At 35.2% G+C, this 19,745-nt stretch carries 12 protein-coding genes; 3 read left to right on the top strand and 9 right to left on the bottom strand.

Features of this window, described 5'->3' with window-relative positions:
- Positions 1–54: 54 nt before the first annotated feature.
- A complete protein-coding gene (locus B0A66_RS21120; RefSeq protein WP_089051832.1) occupies positions 55–1,299 on the top strand; it encodes a glycosyltransferase in 1,245 nt (414 codons plus the stop codon).
- Here B0A66_RS21120 and B0A66_RS21125 read toward each other — a convergent pair.
- The 8 genes from B0A66_RS21125 to porU form a co-directional block, all read right to left on the bottom strand.
- A complete protein-coding gene (locus tag B0A66_RS21125; protein WP_089051833.1) occupies positions 1,296–2,174 on the bottom strand; it encodes a helix-turn-helix domain-containing protein in 879 nt (292 codons plus the stop codon). The two genes, B0A66_RS21120 and B0A66_RS21125, sit on opposite strands and share 4 nt — an antisense overlap.
- Positions 2,175–2,254: 80 nt before the next feature.
- Positions 2,255–2,806: a carboxymuconolactone decarboxylase family protein gene (locus B0A66_RS21130; protein WP_089051834.1), complete on the bottom strand. Its 552-nt coding sequence runs from the start codon at positions 2,804–2,806 to the stop codon at positions 2,255–2,257.
- A 198-nt stretch (positions 2,807–3,004) separates the two neighbouring features.
- Positions 3,005–4,855: a hydrolase/aminopeptidase gene (locus B0A66_RS21135; protein ID WP_089051835.1), complete on the bottom strand. Its 1,851-nt coding sequence runs from the start codon at positions 4,853–4,855 to the stop codon at positions 3,005–3,007.
- A gap of 92 nt (positions 4,856–4,947) precedes the next feature.
- On the bottom strand, positions 4,948–6,591 hold the full coding sequence (locus B0A66_RS21140) for a pyruvate dehydrogenase complex dihydrolipoamide acetyltransferase (RefSeq protein WP_089051836.1): 1,644 nt from the start codon (positions 6,589–6,591) through the stop codon (positions 4,948–4,950).
- 6 nt (positions 6,592–6,597) lie between these two features.
- The gene (gene pdhA / locus B0A66_RS21145) at positions 6,598–7,596 is read right to left on the bottom strand and encodes a pyruvate dehydrogenase (acetyl-transferring) E1 component subunit alpha (protein ID WP_089051837.1); all 999 of its coding nucleotides are present in this window, start codon (positions 7,594–7,596) and stop codon (positions 6,598–6,600) included.
- Positions 7,597–7,755: 159 nt separating this feature from the next.
- Complete coding sequence (cdd, locus tag B0A66_RS21150; protein WP_089051838.1) at positions 7,756–8,238, bottom strand: cytidine deaminase; 483 nt, start codon at positions 8,236–8,238, stop codon at positions 7,756–7,758.
- A gap of 78 nt (positions 8,239–8,316) precedes the next feature.
- Positions 8,317–9,525 carry a type IX secretion system outer membrane channel protein PorV gene (gene porV, locus B0A66_RS21155; RefSeq protein ID WP_089051839.1) on the bottom strand — a complete coding sequence of 403 codons (1,209 nt, stop codon included), beginning with the start codon at positions 9,523–9,525 and terminating at the stop codon, positions 8,317–8,319.
- Positions 9,526–9,568: 43 nt separating this feature from the next.
- Entirely contained in the window at positions 9,569–13,402 is a 3,834-nt protein-coding gene (porU, locus tag B0A66_RS21160) for a type IX secretion system sortase PorU (protein ID WP_089051840.1), read from the bottom strand.
- A gap of 215 nt (positions 13,403–13,617) precedes the next feature.
- Between porU and gldJ the strand changes: the two genes are divergently transcribed.
- Together gldJ and B0A66_RS21170 are read left to right on the top strand one after the other, a co-directional pair.
- Positions 13,618–15,306 (top strand): gliding motility lipoprotein GldJ, encoded by a 1,689-nt coding sequence (gene gldJ / locus B0A66_RS21165; protein WP_089051841.1) that lies wholly within the window; start codon positions 13,618–13,620, stop codon positions 15,304–15,306.
- A gap of 63 nt (positions 15,307–15,369) precedes the next feature.
- Positions 15,370–16,653, top strand: a complete 1,284-nt coding sequence (locus B0A66_RS21170) for a UDP-N-acetylmuramoyl-tripeptide--D-alanyl-D-alanine ligase (RefSeq protein ID WP_089051842.1) — start codon at positions 15,370–15,372, stop codon at positions 16,651–16,653.
- Positions 16,654–16,712: 59 nt separating this feature from the next.
- Here the strand turns inward: B0A66_RS21170 and B0A66_RS21175 are convergent, their stop codons facing one another.
- Positions 16,713–19,595: a helix-turn-helix and ligand-binding sensor domain-containing protein gene (locus B0A66_RS21175; protein WP_089051843.1), complete on the bottom strand. Its 2,883-nt coding sequence runs from the start codon at positions 19,593–19,595 to the stop codon at positions 16,713–16,715.
- Between the last annotated feature and the right edge of the window lie 150 nt (positions 19,596–19,745).

A 19,745-nucleotide genomic window follows, 5' to 3' on the forward strand; every position in this document is an offset into this window, starting at 1 on the left:
AGAGGTCTAATTAGTAGTAAAAAATGCATTATTTTGTAGCTTCAAACAAGTAAAATGAATCAAATAAAAAAACTCTTAATTATTGGTTTTGTCTGGCCGGAACCTAAATCGTCTGCTGCAGGGGGAAGAATGATGCAATTGATCTCTATTTTTAAACAAAATGGATTTGACATTACATTTGCAAGTCCGGCTTTAGACAGTGATTTTATGGTGGACTTAGCAAGTTATGGCGTTGAAAAAAAGACAATTGAACTAAATAATGCCAGTTTTGATTCTTTTATTACCGAACTAAATCCGGATGTTGTTTTATTTGACCGTTTTATGATCGAGGAACAATTTGGCTGGCGCGTTTCAGAGCAATGTCCAAAAGCGATTCGGTTATTAGATACAGAAGATTTGCATTGTTTAAGAACAGCAAGACAAAAAGCATTTAAAGAAAATAGAACTTTTACATTACAGGATTTATTGTCAGAGGAAGTAGCAAAGCGTGAAATTGCCAGTATTCTGAGATGTGATTTATCGTTTATTATTTCTGAATTCGAAATGAAAGTCCTGAATGATCTTTTTAAAATAGATGCTTCTTTACTTCATTATCTTCCGTTTTTGGTAGATGAAATGACTGAAGATCATTTACTGGAATTACCTCGTTTTGAAGAACGTAATAATTTTGTCTTCATCGGAAATTTTCTGCACGAACCCAATTGGAACACCGTTCAGTATTTGAAAGAAACCATTTGGCCTTTGCTAAAAAAACAATTCTCTGAAGCGGTTTTGCAGGTTTATGGCGCATATCCTTCGCAAAAAGTCTTGCAATTGCATCAGCCTAAAAATGGTTTTTTTATTATGGGAAGGGCGGAAGATGCTAACGAAATTGTAAAACAAGCAAGAGTAGTCCTAGCGCCAATTCGGTTTGGGGCAGGTTTAAAAGGAAAATTATTAGAAGCCATGCAATGTGGTACGCCGAGTGTAACCACAACAATTGGTGCCGAAGCAATGCATGCCGATTTACCGTGGAATGGTTTTATAACAGATGATAGCACCGAATTTGCAAAACAGGCAGCCTCTTTATATCAGGACGAAAAACTATGGCTGCAATCTCAGAAAAACGGAATCGCGATCGTAAATGAGTGTTATCAAAAAAACAACTACGCTTCTGAATTAATCAGTGTCGTAACTTCTTTGCTAAATGATGCTGAAAATCATCGTCTCAATAACTTTATGGGAAGTTTGTTGCAGCATCATACCTTAAAAAGCACTAAGTACATGGCAAAATGGATCGAAGCTAAAAACAAAAATTAAGCTTCAGCTTTGCCAAAACCAACAGTTTCGCGATACAACTGAGGTGATACGTCAGCATTTGTTTTAAAAAAGCGGCTAAAATAATGTTCGTCATCGTAACCCAATTCGTAAGCAATCTCTTTTACAGATTTATTGGTCATGTACAATTCTCTTTTGGCTTCGATTATAATGCGTTCGGCAATTAGATCTGTCAGGGTTTTGTTGAAATAATTCTTCGATAATTTGGCGAGTGCTTTTGCAGAAATGTTGAGCATATCAGCATAATTACCTGCAGAATGTTTGGTTTTGAAATTCAGTTCAATCGCATCTATTAAACTTTGTAAAATTAGCGGCTCTTTAGCATCTGGAACAGCGTTCATCTCTTCAAGCTGTTGGTTTTTTAGTCTCGAGGCGGTGATTAAAAAGATTTTTAAATAAGAAATTAGCAATTCATATTGCGCTAATTCAGAATTTTGCATTTCAATTTTCATCTGATCAAGAACCATTTTAAAAGTTGTTGCAGCTTCCTCTGTAATTATTGTAAATGGTGGCTGATAAACATTGTTGAATAAAACGCCATTGCAGGAAACTTCTTTTTGATGGTAATGAATACAATAAAAATCAGGGTGAAAGTGAATTGCGATTCCTTCAATTGGTTCGTTTACACAAAGCATAAAAGGCTGATAAGGAGAGAAGGCGAGGAGCGAGTTTTCTTCAAATTGATGCTCTGCAAAATCCGCTTTCACTTTGCCTTTTCCTTTGGTAATCCAAATTAAAGAAAAATAATTATTACGTTGTAAATGATCAAAATGACTATTGTCGCCAAACGGAAGCAGTTTAAAAGCCAGATTACCTGTTTGTGGATTAATCAGGGTATAAACATTTTGATTGCTCATGTTAAATGCTGTTTTTTGGAAATATAAAGATAGTCATGAAACGATTCACAACTATCTTTATAGCTTGTTTTTTGTTTGAATTATTTTTGTAATTCCAAAGCTGGAACCGCTGGGAAATCAATTTCTGTATTCGCAGTATTGTTGAAATAGTTCGTTAAAACATTCAAAGCTACATGTGCTACAGTTTCTGCAATTTCTGCTTCAGAAAGACCTGCATTTTTTACTGCGTTTACATCTTCATTGCTTACTAATCCGTTTTTAGAAATTAATGTTTTAGCAAATTGAAGGATAGCTGCTGTTTTTGCATCACTAGAGTCTCCTGTTCTTGCATCGTGTAAAACTTGTGGATCGGTTTTTAATAATTTACCTCCAATAAAAGTGTGAGCCGCTACACAGTAATCACATGAATTGCTTTCTGAAACTGTCAAAGCTAATAATTCGCCTGTTTTTGCATTTAGTTTTCCGTGGCTTAATGCGCCGCTAAAGTTTAAGTATCCTTCTAAAACTGCTGGAGAATTCCCCATTGTTCTCATCATGTTAGGAACAACGCCAAGTTTAGCTTGTACGGCATTGAATAAATCTTTAGTTTTTCCTGTTGCTTCTTCTGGGTTTAATGCTATTAATCGTGTCATCTTATTTAATTTTTATGTTATTAATTAGTTGTTGTCTTTTGACATTACAAAGATGCGACGATGACAGATTTTAGAACATGGAGAATTTACGCCATGTAATGGACAATTTTCCCTGAGGTGTTTTTTGTGAAGAAAAAGTATAAAAAAAACAGGCTTTCCCTTAGAGAAAGCCTGTTTTGAAGTTGTGTGATGAAGAATTTATTTCAATAAATCTCCAACAGCTAAGGTTGTTGTTTGGTGGTATCCTGGTTTTGCTTTTTCAAATATCTCTTTTGCCCAGGCTTTTCCTTCCGGAGTTTTAGCTAATTCTTTATATAGCATCATTACAGATCCTGTTCTGCTAATTCCGATTAAAAATTGTTCAATTGCAGGATTTGCAGCTTTGTATTGATGACGAATTGCCTGCACGAACCATTGACGTTTTATAATGAAATTGCCGCCTTTTGTAAAGTTAAATTCACCATCGATCGCTTCCATTTCTTTTGAAGTAATATCTGTTGGAAGATGATCAATGAAATATTGTTTTTCACTGGTTGTTGTGATTTTTTGGTTCAATCCTTTTAGACCTGTTTCTCTCCAGCTTTTTTGGATTTTATCAATTGCATCAAAATCAGCAGAACTTACAGTAGTTATGTTTGAAGGAATTCCCGGTTTGTAAATCCAGTCTTCTAATTTTATTTTATCAGCCAGAGCTTTATCATCTTTAATAAGATTTTCATTCAAATACTTTACAAAATCTTCTGTAGTTATTGACTGAAAAGCATGTGCATCAAAATAATTTTTAATAAAAACATCAAATTTTTCACGACCAACAGCATTTTCAATAACTCTTAAAAAAGCATATCCTTTTACATAAGGAATTAAACTGATTCCGTCATCAGGATTTCTTCCTGTTAAAGAAACTTTCAATCTCGTATCAGGATTTGTATCTCCATATTCGGCAACATTATCAACTAGTTCTTTACGAGTGATAACGTTTTGCATTTCAAATTCTTTCTTTCCAAAAATAGCTTCTCCAATTCGATGTTCTACATAAGTTGTAAAACCTTCGTTTAACCAAATATCATCCCAAGTTGCGTTTGTAACTAAGTTTCCGCTCCAGCTATGGCCTAATTCATGTGCTAATAAGCTAGTTAACGAACGATCTCCGGCAATAACGCCCGGAGTTAAAAATGTTAGGTTTGGATTTTCCATTCCGCCGTAAGGGAAACTTGGAGGTAGAACCAAAACATCGTAACGTCCCCAACGGTATGGTCCGTAAAGTTTTTCAGCAGCTACAACCATATTTCCAAGTTCAGCAAATTCCCAAGCTGATTTTTTCAGCATTGAAGGTTCTGCGTAAACTCCGGTTCTGTTGTCGATAGATTGAAATTCTAAATCTCCCACAGCAATTGCCATTAAATAAGATGGAATAGCTTTGTCTTGTTTGAAAGTATAAACTCCAGTATCATTTTTCTTCTGCGGATTTACGGCGCTCATTACGGCTAATAAATCTTTAGGAACGGTAACTTTTGCATCGTATGTAAAACGAACTCCCGGCGAATCCTGGCATGGAATCCACGTGCGGGACCAAATACTTTCTCCTTGTGAGAATAAGAAAGGTTTCTTTTTATCTGCAGTTTGTGCAGGAGTAAGCCATTGCAATGCGACAGCGTCTTTACTTGTTTTATAATAAATATTGACTTTGGTTGTCGTTGGTTCGATAGTCACGTGAAGTGCTTTTCCGTGAAACTCAACTTCTTTTCCTAATTCAAATTTTGTTTCTTTTTCTTCGTCACCCAACGTTACTTTAGTAATCTCAAGTGTATTTTCGTCAAATATAATTTCGTTTCCTTTGCTAATGTTGTCAATATCCCAAGAAGCTTTTCCGGTAAGGGTTTGTGTGTCAAAATCAACTTTTACATCAAGATCCAAGTGTTTTACAACGGCAAGTTCCGGTTTAGCAAAAGTATGTTCATCTTTAACAGTTGTTGCTGCGGTTTCGGCAGTCTCTTTCTTCTGACAAGCCAGAACAGATAGGAATAAGATTAGTAAGCAGGTTTTTTTCATTTTGTTTTGTATTGGATTGAAGAATCTAAAGTAATAAAAAAATCCCGTTCTGATTTATCAGAACGGGATCTAAATATGTAAAAACAATCGATTTATGCCAACATTGTAACTGGGCTTTCGATGTATTGTTTTAATGTTTGTAAAAATTGAGCTCCAGTTGCACCGTCAATTGTTCTGTGGTCACAAGCTAATGATAACATCATTGTGTTTCCTACTACAATCTGACCGTTTTTAACTACTGGTTTCTCTACAATTGCACCTACAGAAAGGATTGCAGAGTTTGGTTGGTTGATGATTGAATTAAATTCAGTAATACCAAACATTCCAAGGTTAGAAACAGTGAAAGTACTTCCTTCCATTTCTTGTGGCCCAAGTTTTTTGTTTTTAGCTCTTCCTGCTAAATCTCTTACGCTAGCTCCAATTTGAGATAAACTCATAGCATCTGTAAATCTTAATACAGGAACTACTAATCCGTCTTCAACAGCAACAGCAACACCAATATTAACGTGGTGGTTAATGATGATAGCATCTTCTTTCCACTGAGAATTAATTTTTGGGTGTTTTTTCAATGCTAACGCACAAGCTTTAATTACCATATCGTTGAAAGATACTTTTGTATCCGGTACAGAATTAATAGTTGTTCTTGCATGCATTGCGTCATCCATGCTTACTTCGATTACTAAGTTGTAATGAGGAGCTGTGAATAATGATTCAGCAAGACGTTTTGCGATAATTTTACGCATTTGAGAGTTTTTGATCTCTTCTGTGAAAACTTCTCCTGCAGGAACAAAAACTTTTGGTGCAGCAGGTGCAGCAGTTTCTGATTTTCCGGCAGCAGCTTCAGTTGCAGCAGGTTTTGCAGTTGCAGATGGAGTAAAGTTTTCGATATCGCTTTTTACGATACGTCCGTTTTCTCCTGATCCTTTAACCTGATTTAATTGAATTCCTTTGTCAGAAGCAATTTTCTTTGCTAATGGTGAAGCTAAGATTCTTCCGTTTGAAGTTTCAGCAGCAGCTTCCGGTGCTTTTTCGGCAGCAGGTGCAGCTTTTGTTTCTTCAGTTGCAGGAGCACTCGCAGTTGCAGTTCCTCCGGCAGTATAATTTTCAGCAATTCCTGAAATATCAGTTCCTGCAGGTCCAATAATAGCTAATAAGCTATCAACTGGCGCAGTGTTTCCTTCTTGAATTCCAATGTACAATAAAGTTCCTGCATTGAAAGACTCGAATTCCATTGTTGCTTTGTCTGTTTCGATTTCTGCAAGGATATCACCTTCAGCAACAGCATCACCAACTTTTTTCAACCAGCTTGCTACAGTTCCTTCTGTCATTGTATCACTTAAACGTGGCATAGTTACAACTACAACACCTTTAGGTAATTCTGTAGCAGCTTTTGCTGCAGGAGCAGGAGTTTCTGTTTTAGCAGCAGGAGCAGCGTCAGCTTTTGGAGCTTCAGCAGCAGGTGCATCTCCACCGCTCAATAGAGCAGAAATATCTTCACCTTCGTTACCAATGATTGCTAATAATGAATCAACTGGAGCAGTTTCTCCAGCAGGAATTCCGATATGTAAAAGAGTTCCTTCGTTGAAAGATTCGAACTCCATTGTTGCTTTGTCTGTTTCAATTTCAGCAAGGATATCTCCTTCGCTAATTTTGTCGCCTACTTTTTTTAACCAAGTCGCTACCGTTCCTTCCGTCATAGTATCGCTCAAACGAGGCATTGTTACTTTAATCGCCATAATATATTATAGTTTATGAGGTGTGAATGGATAGTCTTCTTGTGCGTATACTACATCATACAATTGTTGCAATTCAGGATATGGAGATTCTTCAGCGAATTTCACACATTCTTCAACCAAGTCTTTAACTCTTTGGTCAATTACTTCAATTTCTTCTGGTGTAGCAAACTTTTGATCCGTGATTACATCTAAAACCTGAGTAATAGGGTCAATTTTTTTGTACTCTTCAACCTCTTCTTTAGAACGGTATAATTGTGCATCAGACATAGAGTGTCCTCTGTAACGGTACGTTTTCATTTCAAGGAAAGTTGGTCCGTCACCACGACGGGCTCTATCAATTGCTTCAGTCATAGCTTCAGCAACTTTTACAGGATTCATTCCGTCAACTGGTCCGCAAGGCATATCGTATCCTAAACCAAGTTTCCAGATATCAGTATGGTTTGCAGTTCTTTCTACAGATGTTCCCATTGCGTAACCATTGTTTTCAACAATAAATACAACAGGTAATTTCCATAACATAGCCATGTTGAAAGCTTCGTGTAAAGAACCTTGTCTAGCAGCTCCATCACCAAAATAAGTCATAGTAACGCCGCCAGTTTCAAAATATTTATCAGCAAAAGCTAAACCAGCTCCTACCGGAATTTGTCCACCTACGATTCCGTGACCTCCGTAAAAACGGTGTTCTTTTGAGAAAATGTGCATAGAACCACCCATACCTTTAGATGTTCCTGTTGCTTTTCCTAAAAGTTCAGCCATTACACGTCTTGGATCAACGCCCATACCAATTGGTTGAACGTGATTTCTGTAAGCAGTAATCATTTTGTCTTTAGTCAGGTCCATAGCATGCAAAGCACCTGCTAGTACAGCTTCCTGTCCATTATATAAGTGTAGAAAACCTCTAACTTTTTGTTGAATGTATAATGCTGCAAGTTTGTCTTCAAACTTTCTCCAAAGTAGCATGTCTTCGTACCACTTTAAGTATACCTCTTTTGTAATTTCTTTCATCTGAATTCTTTCTTTTGCTAAAGTTTGTTTGTGTTATCGATTGTTGCCTGTAACGCAAAATAGTTTCCTCCCACAAATTTGCGCCCGAAAGGTCGGGATGCAAAAATAAGACATTCCGTTTAAGAACTAAAATTTAAAAGGTACTTTTTGGTTCTTTTTTTACAAGAACTTTTTATCGAACATAAAAGGGAGCAAATTTTTTAAGGAAGCCGATTGGTAAATAGTGCCAATTTCACCCATAAAATAAATCTCGATTGGAGTGTCCTGCTTGATTTCATATTCTGCAATTGACTGTCTGCAAGACCCGCACGGTGGAATTGGTGCTTTTGTCTGATTCGTGTCCGAAGCTGCAGTAATTGCCATTTTTAAAATTTTCGCTTCAGGATAAACACTTCCTGCATGAAAAATGGCAACACGTTCTGCGCACAATCCCGATGGATAAGCGGCATTTTCCTGATTAGATCCAACGATTACCTTGCCGTTATCTAAAAGTAAAGCTGCTCCAACTCTAAATTGCGAGTAAGGTGCGTATGCTTTTTTACGGACTTCAACAGCCTGATCCATTAAACTCTGTATGTCTTGTGGAAGATCTGTTAGCGAATCGTATTCTAAAAATGATGTTGTAATGCTTATTTCTTTCATTCTTTTTAAGGGAAAAAAAATCCAAATCTCTACTGTTGTAGAAATTTGGATTATATAATTAGTTTTTAATTTTTTAGCTTAATAGGTTTCATATTTGTCGCCAAAGTTAAACGTTAAAGAAAAACGAAGTGTGTTTTCTAACGGATTTTTAACTTTTGATGATGAAAATAAGTATGAAACGTCAACTTTTACAACATTGTATTTGAATCCTGCTCCTAAAGAGAAGAATTGTCTTGCACCTTTCATCGGGCTTTCATGAAAATATCCTGCTCGAACTGCAAATGAATCCTGATAGGTATATTCACCAGCTACACTATATGTGATTTCTTTTAGCTCTTCACTAAATCCATCAGGTGCATCTCCAAAAGATTTGAATATTCCAGAAACCCAGTTTATGTCATTGTATTTATTGTAGCTTATCGTATTCGCTTGCTCTTGCGTAATTTCTCCATCATCTGTATAATCTCCGTCACCATTAAGATCTACAGGAGTTCCAGGTCCCGGAGGAGTTGGTACTAAAAGTTTTGTTAGCTCGACACTTACGGCTATCTTATTGTAATCATCCAGAATAAAATCGAATCCTCCACCAACTCTTAGGTTAGCAGGTAAGAAGTTTGCACTTAAATCGTCATTGTCATAACTTATTTTTCGACCTAAGTTTTGAAGGTTAAAACCACCTCTCCATCTACCGTTAAAACTGCTGTAAGCAATTTCCTCAGACTGATAGAAACCTGCTACGTCAACTGCAAAAGTACTTGCAGGTGATGCATCAACATCTTCTGAAGCAATTTTTAAGTTAGAACGAATATATCTTGCACCAATAGCCATAGAGAATTTTTCACTCAGTTTTAATGAGTACGAACCGTCAAAGGCAAATTCATTTGGCGATACAACATTTGGTACTTCGTTAGGTTCTCCGGTTCTTCTTAGCTCAATGTCTCCAAAGCCAAAATATCTGAAGCTTCCTGCAAAGGCACTTCTTTCATTGAATTTGTTGTAATAGGTTACTTGACCCAGAGAGATGTCGTTTGCTAAATCGGTTAAGTAAGGCGTATAACTTACTGAAAAACCATGTTTGTCTTCTGCGAAAGCATATTTTGCGGGATTCCATTGTTGAGAAAAAGCATCGGCAGATGTTGCGACACCCTGATCAGCGAGTCCGGCTGCTCTTGCGTCTGCAGCAACTAATAAAAAGGGTACTCCGGTTGTAATCGGACGAACGATGTCTTGAGCTTTCGCGATCGAAATAATAAATAGGCAAGTTAATAGTAGAGATATTTTTTTCATTTATGCAAATATGAATTTATGGTACAAATATATAGATTGATTATTACAATATGACGAGTTTTTCGTACTTTTCTGCTTTCTTATTTGTTAAATTAGATTTTACAGTCAGCTTGTAAATATAAACACCTTTTCCGATTCTATCACCAAAATCGTCTTTTCCGTCCCAAGTTATTTCGCGAGATAGGAAACCTTCTGTTGTAATTACTTGATTTTTGGTCCAGACAACCTTTCCAGTTATGGTCATTACTTGCACCTGAACGTCCAGTGGTTCGTAAGGTCTGTTGTGTGAAAACCAAAATTGGGTGTATGTCGAAAATGGATTTGGATAATTAAGAACGTGTGATAAAGTTAGAGATTCATCTCCAACAACTATAAATTGTATTTCGCTTGTAACAGGATTATTGTAAACATCCCACGCTGTAAAACTTATTGTGTGTAATCCTGCTTCTAAATTTCGTAACGGAAAACGCAAGTTTCCGTTGGTATAATCGTCTAATTTTGTTTGGTAATAATCATTTAAAATAAAAGGATTACTCTCGTCTCCATCTAAAATTGCTACAATATCATGCCCTATACCGCTGGCGGTATTTATTCCGTTTTCATCTTCTAAAAAGGCTAATAAAAATGGGGAACTATTTGTAATTCCGCCTGAAACAAATGTTTCATCATTCATATATAACTTAACTTTTGGACTTATATTGTCCTCAGGTGCATTTTCATTAATACCACCTATTTTTATGATATTATTATAACCTGTCTGATTTTCAAGAGCACTGTTCTTTTTGGCGTAAAAGCTGATTCGGCCATTGTCAACAGGAATTCTGATGTCTCTGGGAACAACAAAACTAAATTCAAACTGACCATTTTTTACAGAAGCATTTCCTCTAAAAATGGTTTCACCTAAATTTTTAAATGACATCGCAGGGCTATAACCATCGTTGTTTAATGTAGAACGTGTTACAATCTTGTCAAAAATTGCGGTTGCCAATTCGCCATTGTAATTGCTTAAAAGGGTATTATTTTCGTCTGTAATTTCTCCGGTGATTTTGATTTTTGAGAGTGATTTCAAATCCGGAATAGGTTGTGAAATCACGATGTCATTTACCTTTGTTAAATTAATTTTAGGTTTTGGAATTGCCAGCATTAAAGCTGGATCACCAATATAAAAAATAACATTGCTTGCGGAACTTGGATTCTCATTTTTGGAGATTCTAAGTGCTTCGGCAATCGTAGGATACTGATTTGAATTGTAGGAGAGCAGGTTTTTCGTTAATCCGTCATTGAAGTTTTCTGCATTTGTTTGTCCTATAGATCGAATAGTCGTAAGCAGAGAAATGGCGCCGCCCTTTGTATTCCAGTAAATATATTCACCTGCTGTCGGTCTCGTTGGATCATCGAATCTTGAGAATTCGCAGGTAATCGTTATGAATAATGGATATTTGTATTGGTTGTTTAAATTTTGGCTATCTGATTTCTCCCAGATTCTTTCACTTGACAAACCATCTTCTCCACCATGTCCTAAATAATTAAAGACTAAAGCACCTTTTTCGAAAGCGTTAAAAAAGTCGGTTCTGGCTTTTGGATATCGTGATCCTCCGGCAGAAGCCTCCTGTGTATAAGAGTCAAGAAATATTTTGTCAATGTTAAAAAAAGGCTTTTCAGTTGCAATAACGTCGGCTAAGTTGTTTTGGCGTACTTGCAGCGTAGCGTCAGAACTCTTGTCAGAATCATCGCTGATTAATACAAAGTTGTTTCGCCAGTTTCCGTATGATTTAATGTCATGGTATTCCAGTACTTTGTTGACCATTTCCTGAGCTTGTGCGTTATCTGAAACAAGCATTCTTCCAATTGCAATATCAATACCTCCAAAAAAAGAGACTACATTTCCTTCATCAGCATCCATAAGGCCATAAAAATCATCTGATGCAAAAGCAATTTCTCCTATAGTATTACTAATTAATGAATGATATATAGGTACAATATTAGTGTTGTTTGAAATTCTGTCCTTGTAATCAAATGATGCATCGCCAAACAGATTGACGTATTTGATTTTCTTATCTGCAGAAGACGCATTGTCATAAATGTATTTAATGCAATTTCTAATGGCTGCAATGTCTTGTTTGCCTGAAGAAAATTCATGATAGATGTTCTCTAACGGAATCACTTTCACACTTAAATTGGATGTGGTGCGATGGAAACTCGCCAGTTTTTCAGCTTGAGAAACCAAGTTTTTAGGTGCTATAATAGCGTAGTCAATGTCTTGAAAGCTGTTTTGGGTGTTTTTAAGTAGAGTCCCTTTGAGATTTTGATTGGTAACTTTTGATTGGCTTTCTTTTAAAGGAGTAAAATAATCGGAAGCTTCAAGTGCAATGTATTTTCGGATTTCACCTAGGTTGGCTTTAAAGCTAAAGCTAGCTTGATTTGCGTTTTCGATTTTGGATACATTATATAGGTCTGTAATATCCCAAATTTGCGGAATAGTTGAAGCGTTTCCAATAGTGTAGTTAACAATTCCTATGTTTGATGCTGCTAAGTCATATTGAAATTTAAATTGCTTTCCGGTTCCTAACAATTTTCTTTTGGCAATTAAATTGATGTAATCCAGATAACCTTTTGATCCCGGAACACCGTTATTATTATAGGTAAGCTTTATTTTTATGTTTTGTGCTCCTGTAAATGTAGTATTTGAGGGTAATTGCCCATCGTAAAACCTTGTTTCTGAACTTGCGGCCAATGCATTAAAATTTATTGTGCCTATATTTTGACCGTTGGCAGTAACGGAAAACGAAGTAGGGGTGTAGGCTGCAGAAGCGGCGCTTATAGCTATTTTTACAGGGACAGAAACTTCTATATTAGGAAAGTTGAAGTCAAATTCCTGTTCATTGTTGATATCAAATGATTCTCCGTACCATTGACGTCCTAATCGTGCAATGTTTGTTTGGTCTATTTCGTGGTACTGGTAGTCATCAAACGTATTAATTTCTAATGTGCTGCTTCCGGTAGGCTGATTTAATGGGGCGATGCGCTTTCCTTCGTTTCCTGAAGCCGTTATGTAATAATAGGATTTAGTGTTGTATAAATTAAGATTGGTTTGACTTTCTGTATTCCAATTGTCTACTCCTTCTCCGTAAAATAGAATGTAATCTTCATTGTTAAACGTTCCGTCATTTTCTCCAATTATTTGAATAGCGTTCTCAGTTAAATCGTCAGCTGTGTATTGGTTATTGGCTAATGGAAGCATTTTTCCGCCATTTCCATAGATTTTAATTCTTCTGGGATCCGATTTTCCCGGGTCAAAACCAAGGCTTTGTAAAAACGATCTGGAAATTTTATACACGCCTGATTTTTCGATGTAAAAGCGGTACCATTCCCCTGTTGCTAAAACAGAATTGGAAATTGCTTTTGTCTTTTGAGAAGAAAAATTAATGCTTTGCGATGTACTTGTATTTACAGAATAAGTGAAGGATTTGATTCTTTTAAAACCGCTTCCGTCTCTTACAATCGGATGGAGAGAAATAAAAGCATCGTTCCTGCTTCTCGTTCTTGCAATTTTTAGCGTCTCATTGGGTTGGTTTGGGATGTTTTCAAGTGTTAAATTTCCCAGCTCTGTACTCGAAACTGATTCATAAATTATGTTAGACAGGAGTAAAGTATTACTAATTGAGTAGTTTGATTCGGGTAACTTTGTTAACAATGTTATGCTTTTTTTAGTAATATCGAATCTAAATGAGTTTCCTGTGAAGGTGGGTATGATTATTTTTTCTGTACCAAAACTCGTCTCTTTTTTGCTTTGCCAATCCAGCGTAAAGCTCCCATTTATCTGGGAAAATGAGGTAAAAGAGAGAAGTAAAAGATATACGATCAGGGCTTGTTTCATCTTGTTTTGAAAACAGAATTAAATTTAATTTATTTTTAGTAAGTAAAAATATAGTATTTTATGTTAAAGTGAACGATAAATATCTTATTTTTGCATCCATAACTATAGGCTAATTTCTAGTAAAAAACAACTAAATAAAATTATTAGAAACAATGTTGCTAATTAAATGTTAATTATTATATTGCAACACCTAAATTTATCACCTAAGAATGAGTATGAAAGTAAACAAAATTGTGGCCCTGCACTTAATGATGTCAATAGTATTGATGTTAGGCACGGCTAGTTGTAGCAAAAAATCGAGTTCCAATAGTCGAGCTTCTAAAGCAACCGGTTGGGATGTAGATAGTCAGAATGGAACTGCTGCTAGAAATGCAGGAAAAAAACAACAGGCTGGTCCTGGTTTGGTTTTTGTTGAAGGAGGTACGTTTACTATGGGTAAAGTACAAGATGATGTTATGCATGATTGGAATAATACTCCAACGCAACAGCACGTTCAGTCCTTTTATATGGATGAAACTGAGGTTACGAATGGTATGTACTTAGAGTATTTGGAATGGCTTAAGAAAGTTTTTCCACCAACAGAAGAAAATTACAGAAATATTTATGCAGGAGCATCTCCTGATACATTAGTTTGGAGAAATCGTTTAGGATACAACGAAACGATGACAAACAACTATTTAAGACACCCTGCTTACGCTAACTACCCAGTAGTTGGAGTTAACTGGATTCAGGCTGTTGAATTTAGTAAATGGAGAACAGACCGTGTAAACGAAGCTGTTTTAGAAAAAGAAGGTTACCTTAAAAGAGGAGCTAAAACACAAGATGTAAGTGCTGAAAGTGTATTTAATACAGAAGCTTATCTTGCATCTCCTTCTACTACTTACGGAGGAAACGAAGAACTTGTTTTGAAGAAAAATCCAAGTGGAAAAAGATTGAAACCAGGTAAAGACGGTACTACACCGGAAGCTAAAAATGTATATGTACAGCGTTCTTCAGGAGTTATTCTTCCTGAATACAGACTTCCTACTGAAGCAGAATGGGAGTATGCTGCAGCTGCAGATGTTGGACAAAGAGAGTACAATATATACAAAGGACAAAAGAAATATCCTTGGTCTGGAGATTACACTCGTTCAAACAAACGTAAAAACAGAGGTGATCAATTGGCTAACTTCAAACAAGGAAACGGTGATTACGGTGGAATTGCTGGTTGGTCAGATGATGGAGCAGATATTACAAATGCTGTAAAAAGTTACGCGCCAAACGATTTCGGATTGTACGATATGGCAGGTAACGTTGCAGAATGGGTTGCTGACGTTTACAGACCAATTATTGATAATGAAGCGAATGATTTCAACTACTACAGAGGAAATCAATACGGTAAAAACAAAATTGGTAAAGATGGTAAACTTGAAATCATCACTAAAGATAATATCAAATACGATACTTTAAGTAATGGTAAAGTTGTAGCAAGAAATCTTCCGGGAGAAATTGCTCAGGTACCAGTTGATGAAAACGAAACATACTTAAGATTAAACTTTAGTACAAGCGACAATATCAACTTTAGAGATGGTGATAAACAATCATCTAAGTATTTTGATTTTGGAGATCCAGAATCTGGAGCTAAAAATGATCAAACTATGTACAATGCGCCTAAGCATAATATTACAACAGACAGTTTAGGTCAAATGAGTAGAAAATATGACAATTCTAGTAAACGTACTACTTTGATCGATGATAAAGTAAGAGTTTACAAAGGAGGTTCATGGAGAGATAGAGCTTACTGGTTAGATCCTGCTCAAAGAAGATACTTCCCTCAGGATATGGCAACAGATTACATCGGATTTAGATGTGCTATGTCAAGAGTTGGTTCTAAAGCTGAAAAGAGAAAGTCACCAAGAAACTAACAATATATTTAATTGTAACAAAAGCCCTTTATAAGGGCTTTTGTTTTTTAAAAATGTTTATAAATGAATATTCAGGACATTCATAATTTGTTTTTGAAATGTAAGTCTGTTTCAATTGATACAAGAAAGATTGAAAAAGATTCTATGTTTTTTGCTATTAAAGGCGAAAATTTTGACGCCAATACTTTTGCACAACAAGCGCTTGATCTAGGGGCTTTGTTTGTTGTAATTGATAATAAAGACTATGAGATCGATGATCGAACCATTTTAGTCGAAAATAGTTTGCAAACACTTCAGGAGCTGGCAAAATTTCACCGTTCTTATTTGAAGTTGCCTATTATCGCGCTAACAGGAAGTAATGGAAAAACAACTACCAAAGAGCTTATTAATGTGGTCTTGTCTAAAAAGTTCAGGACAAAAGCGACTATAGGAAATTTAAATAATCATATTGGAGTTCCGCTAACATTATTGTCTTTTACAAAAGATACTGAGATTGGTATTGTTGAAATGGGAGCGAATCACAAAAAAGAAATTGAATTTTTATGTGAAATAGCACTTCCGGATTATGGTTATATCACCAACTTTGGAAAAGCACATTTAGAAGGTTTTGGTGGAGTACAAGGTGTGATACAGGGTAAAAGTGAAATGTATCAGTATCTCTCTAAAAATAATAAAAGGGTTTTTGTTAATCTTGAAGATCCTATCCAGGTAGAAAAAACAAAAGACCTAAAAGCATTTACATTTGGAATACTAAAGGAACATGCAGATCTTAAAATTAAGGCTGTAGAAGCAAATCCTTTAGTGAATGTTGAATATGATAGCTTCAATGTAAAATCGAATCTTATTGGCTTGTATAATGCGAATAACATTAATGCTGCGGTAGCAATTGGAACTTACTTTGAGGTGGATAAAACTGCTATAAAAGGAGCGATTGAAAGTTATGTACCGGATAACAACAGATCACAATTATTGAAAAAAGGATCAAATCAGATTATTTTAGATGCTTACAATGCTAATCCTAGTAGTATGGCAGTTGCTATTGCTAACTTTTTGCAATTGGAGAATCAAAACAAAATTATGATACTGGGCGATATGTTCGAATTGGGTGATGAAAGTAAAGAGGAGCACAAGCTTCTTCTGGATTTGCTTTTAAATCAAAACAAGGCGAATTGTTATATGATTGGTAAGGCGTTTTATGAGCATAAAGTTTCGAACGATCATGTTCAGTTTTTTGAAACCTTTGATGCTTTTGCTGCTTATTTAAAAACAATAGCTTTTAATGACAGTACTATTTTAATTAAAGGTTCCAGAGGAATGGCGTTAGAGCGATCATTGGATTTTATTTAATTTTTATAAAAACAAACACAAACAATAACGCCATCATTATGATGGCGTTATTGTTTTGGTTAAATACTCATTAGAAAACCGATTAGGTTTTCTTTTTTGTTTAAGCCTAGTTTTTTTCTTAAACGATAACGTGCAAGTTCGACACCTCCACCGGAAATATTCATGATCTCGGCTATCTCCTTTGTCGACATATTCATCAAAAGATAAGTGGATAAATCCAGTTCACGAGGTGAAATAGTAGGGTATTTTTCTTTTAATCTTTTAAGGAATTCAAAGTGTACGTTTTTAATGTGTTTTTCTAAATCCTTCCAGCTTTTGTCTGTGTTTACTTCTTTTACAATGCTTCGGTGTAATTTGTTGAATTCGAATTTTGTAGTATCATCCAGAATGTTTGTGTCAATGTCTTTTAGTTTATGAATAATCCCGTTTAATACTTTGTTTTTCTTTACAACCTGAAGTGAATTGCTTACCAATTCCTTGTCTTTCGCCAGAATTTTTATTTGAAGTTTGTCGCTTTTTAGTTTCTCAATTTCTTTTTCAAGTTCGTGCTGTTCGTGTCTGATCTTAGATTCTTTTTCAAGATACAATCTTCGTTGTTCGATTGTTTCGTAATATTTGTTCTTTCTGATTTTTGACTGAACTCTATTGGAAGTAATGTAGATTGCACCGATTACAAGCAGGAAGTAAATTAAATATGCAATGAAATGTCTGTACCAGGGCGGTGCTATTTTAAAAGCAACTTCATTTATATCAGAGATTACTCCGTAGCTGTTTTTCGCTCTGATTTTCATAGTGTAATTGCCTTCTCTTAAGTTGGTGTATTCTTTTATTGCCACGGTAGACCAATTCCTCCAATTGTCGTCAAAAGGTTCTAATTTATAAGAGTACAATAGTTTTTCCTGATTTTCATAAGTAGGAGAGGAAAAGGTGAATTTTACGTGATTAGAGCTGTATGGTAAAGTAATTTCGTTATCTGTCACTGCACGTAGATTTCCTATTAGAATAGTGTCATTTGGAAACGAAAAGCTCTCAATAAAAGCCTTCGGTTTGGTAATGAATTTTTCTGAAATTTTAGAATCATAATGCGTTAAACCGTCCGTTAGCCCAATAAAAATATTATTTGGATCAATTGTATTTACCGATATATAATTGTTGACCAGATTTCCGGCGAGGTTAGAAAAAGGAGCTTCTTTTTTAGTAAAAGCACCCGTTTTATCTTTAAATAGTACGCCTAAAGATTCGTTAAAACCGTACCAGAGGTTTCCATTGGAATCTTCAATAACCGTATTGATTTGTGGTGTGTTTTTAAAAAGGGTAGTCATTTTTACATCTTCAAAAAAAGCTTCCTGCTCTCTTGAAAAGCGGTAAAAGTGATTTTTAACCTGAAAATAAATTTTCTTATTGATGACCTGAATGCTGTTGATGCCTTTATGTGTCTGCGCTATTTGAGTGTGTTTTTTGATCGATTCAAATCTCTTTAAGTCATCTGAAAGTGTCATTTGGTATAAATAAGGATCTTTCTTTAGCCACAGATAATTTTGGTCTAATTCGGTTTCAAAGGTGTTGGTTATTTCGTCAAATCCTTCGACCTGATTAACGTATTCAATTCCATTTGCATCTTTTCTAAAAATAGAAAAACCATTATAACTTTCTCCAATAAAATAATTTTCATGATTGGGAATCGCTTTAAAACCAAAATATCCTTTATTGTCCAGTACTTTTGAAACCTTATTATCCTTAATGACCAATGCGCCGCTATTGCTGGCGCATAGTAGTGTATTGTTAATGATCTGTACATTCCAGGCCTGAGCAATTGTTCCTTCGATTCTGTTAAAGGGTTCGTCTTTAAAAGGTTTGTTCCAGGTGTGATAGAATAAACCTTGATTGGTGGCAACATATAAGATGCCATTGTGCAAAACAGATGAGTACACTGTTCCTATGTTGTAACTGTAATCGAAAAAAGTAAAAGGCGAATTTTCGTTTACGAATGTTATTCCATTATCTAATCCCAGCCATAAATTATTTTTATTATCAACAAATGAAGTTAGAATGGTGTTGTTTTGAAGTCCTTTTTGACGGTTTAAGTGTTGGACTATCTTTCCGTTGAGATCACATACGATAAAGCCGTTTAAAACAGAATTAAGAATGATGAATTTGTTTCTAATGATGCAACCGCCAAGTGAACTGTTCTTTCTTATAAAGTCATTTGCTTCAGTTTCCCAAGGCTGAACTGTTTTTCCATCTGTAACAAATAAACCTTTTTCTAAGGTCGCTAAAAGTAGTCTGTTGTTAGGTAAAGGAAACACCGACCAAATTTCTTTATCATTAAAGACCTCAGTTCCTTTTAAAGCAACTAGTTTATTGTTGCGGTACTCTAATATTCCAAGTACTTTATCCTGAAAGTAAAGTTTGTTATTAACCAAAAAGGAGAATTGAAACTTATTTGGAGCATCAATGGATCTTACTTTGTTGTTTTTGTAAAAGAAAACTTTGGTGAAAGATTGAAAAATAATTTCTCCATTATATAAATGTATCCTCCAAATCAGATTGATGTTGGTATTAGCTTTTTTGTCGATTAGTTTCGAAAGAGAAGTGTATTTTAAAGCACCTTTATTGTTGCTTTCAAAATAACCAAATTCATTATTTCCTCCCACAAAAATCCTTCCTGTAGCATCAATTTTTAAACTTCGTATTGCTTCACCATTTGGTAAGGAGTATTTGTACCATGTTGCTCCGTCAAACTTAATAAGACCACTATTATTAGCAAAATAAAGATTTCCGTTTTTATCCTGGTCAATATTCCAGTTTTGTGTTCCGCCTTTATATTCTGTTCGCTTGTAATTTTTAATGTCAGGTAATCCTATACTTTTTACTTGTCCTGTTGATGTTGTAGGTAGTATAAGAGATAAAAATAAGAGTAAAATTACATTTATGAATTTCATAATTATTAATATGTATTTTTATTAGTAATGTTTTATAATTTGATTTAATAACAAATTTCATAGTTGAAAATCAGCACTTTTATCGCATTATTTTCAATAAAATCCTTATTTGTGTATTTTTTATAAATGTAGTGTTTATTTTTATAATTA

The organism is Flavobacterium hercynium, from assembly GCF_002217285.1.
Taxonomy (GTDB): Bacteria; Bacteroidota; Bacteroidia; order Flavobacteriales; family Flavobacteriaceae; genus Flavobacterium; species Flavobacterium hercynium.